General features: G+C 54.3%; 2 protein-coding genes and 1 pseudogene. All 3 read right to left on the reverse strand.

Annotation, left to right across the window (positions count from 1 at the left end; translation table 11 throughout):
• Window positions 1–354: 354 nt before the first annotated feature.
• A pseudogene (locus JMN37_RS11205) lies at window positions 355–772 on the reverse strand (transposase family protein); the annotation flags it as partial.
• A 164-nt stretch (window positions 773–936) separates the two neighbouring features.
• On the reverse strand, window positions 937–1791 hold the full coding sequence (gene erm, locus JMN37_RS11210) for a 23S ribosomal RNA methyltransferase Erm (RefSeq protein ID WP_071573762.1): 855 nt from the start codon (window positions 1789–1791) through the stop codon (window positions 937–939).
• A 99-nt stretch (window positions 1792–1890) separates the two neighbouring features.
• Window positions 1891–1956: an erythromycin resistance leader peptide gene (locus tag JMN37_RS11490; RefSeq protein WP_071569110.1), complete on the reverse strand. Its 66-nt coding sequence runs from the start codon at window positions 1954–1956 to the stop codon at window positions 1891–1893.
• Window positions 1957–2199: the final 243 nt, after the last annotated feature.

Here is a 2199-nt window from a genome sequence, read left to right on the forward strand (position 1 = left end):
TAGTGGGCAAGACGGCCGGTTTGTGATTGCCATAGCAATTGGCCTTACCGCACCACGGTCGGAGCCTATACCACAGGTGTGGTGGTATTCGGTGTTGATTTCTCGAAACGGGCGAATGGAACTGTTTTGAAAACCATATCTGGTTGCTGGCCGAGGTCATCCCGGGAAACCGGATAGATTTACACACACAAAATGTCCCTTAAGCCCGAGTGCACGCGTGGGGATTGAGGGTGTGAATCCCACTGTCGTGGGTTTGATGAGGTAGTCGATGTTGCGGAAGCTTTGGCATCGGCGTGCGTTGTGCTCCGTACGTTGTTTCAAAAACGGGTTTCATCAAACGGAACAAAACCTGGGACACTTCATATCCCACCCCAGGCCTAATGACTTGGGTGCAGCGGCAACGCTCATCCGATTTAGGCAGAGTCGTTGCAGGATCCAGTGGGTCACCTGGTCCGTGGTCTTTGAATTGTCGGGCGCGCAGGCAAGGCCAGCACGGAAGATCTTCTGCAAGCAACGCTTGTTGGTGCACCGGTAGCGTGGAAGGCGCACATGAAGTTGTTGGGTGGCCGACGATGGGCAGATCGACCAGGCTGCGGATGACGTGGTCGCGGAATACTCCAGGCTGCCCGCAGGTAGGGCATTCATTGATCGGCTCGACGGGTTCGGCTTCAATAACAGTGACGTCACCGTTTTCTGTGGCACCGGTGATAGTAGTTCCTAGTTTTGCGGTGCGGCAGATGGTATCGACGATGACATTTCCGTTAGGCTGCACAGTAGGTCCTTAGTTTTGTACGGATGGATTAGATACCTTTTTCCTACAAAGCCAAGGACCCCAATATCTTGTGCCACGCCCGAACCCCCGGCGAACTAATCAATGCACTCTAAAACCGGAAGAGCCCTTTTAGTACTACTGGTGGATTTCGGTTTTGGTGGGGATTAACGCCGCCGGCTTCGGTTTTTCCGTTGAGGAGGTCGTTGACTACTTCCCGATGGTGAAATGGGTCGATGGTGAGGTAGAGAGGAACCAGTCACCTGGAAGAGATCGATCCAGTCGTTGGTGTGCAATCTGGGAGGTAGGGTCGCGGGGTCGATTCCTCGCGAGCGCAACCATGATTGTGTTTCTGAACGTGATGAAAACAACCCTGCCCTTCGGAGAATTTCCCCTATCCCGCGTCCCCGGGCAGTGAAAACGGTGTGCACCATCGCCTGAAAGGCTTTGCGCTGCTCTATCGGAATCTTCGGGTCACCCACCCGGCGGATCACTAAGATCCCCCCGTCAACGTTTGGCTGTGGCCGGAAAGCATGCCTTGGTACCCGAGAACCCAGGTGAAATGTGAACCATGGGGACCACTGAGCCGTCATCATCGTGCTTGCGCCTACCCCGGCCCGGCGGCGAGCGACTTCCCACTGCATGAGGAGTACAGCGTCAGTCCATGCTGGCGCATGCAGCAACTTTCGAAGAATGGCAGTGGTGAGGTGAAAGGGAATGTTTCCCACAATGACGCAGGGAGTGGCGGGTAACCGGAAGTTAAGGAAATCATCATGGACCACTTCGACCGCCGCCGAGGAGGTTTCTTGTGTGATTTTGGCAGCTAGTTTTGCGTCCACTTCAACTGCCGTTATCGCCCTCCCCAAGTGGGCCATCGGGTGAGTGAGGGCACCGCTTCCTGGTCCGATCTCAATGATGGGGCCGGAGGTTTGTTTCACAAGGTCGATGATGGAGTTGATGATCTTGTGGTTGGTGAGAAAATTTTGGCCATGCTCGTGACGGCCGTGTCCGTATGCAGACATCAGGTGTGCTCCTTGGATTTGAAAGGGAGCCGGGCATGACAAATAGCCGCCCGGCTAAAGGACCGGAGCGGTTTTTAACCTACGGGGTAGGAAACCGCCTTAGCGGTTGGTGCGCAACCGCAAGAAAGCGGTACCTGAAATCAACATGGGTCTAATTATATCCATTTAAAGGGTTAAGGGTCAAAATGTGTGTCTGGCTCGGCGTGTCGCGGGGGTTAGATTTGGCCTTTTTGAATGCCGATTGAGTGGGTGTAGTCGGTGTCGATAGCGTTGTCGTAGAGGGGGCCGACCCCTGAAAAGTAGACACCATGGGGTGGTCAAATAATGGGTTCAACTCTAGCGTATCGCTACGCGCAACGAGATTCGTACTCGCAAGGAGTCAAATACTTGCACCAAGAATGCCGTCGG

It is taken from the genome of Corynebacterium lipophilum (assembly GCF_024102595.1).
In the GTDB taxonomy this organism is placed as follows: Bacteria; Actinomycetota; Actinomycetes; order Mycobacteriales; family Mycobacteriaceae; genus Corynebacterium; species Corynebacterium pseudogenitalium.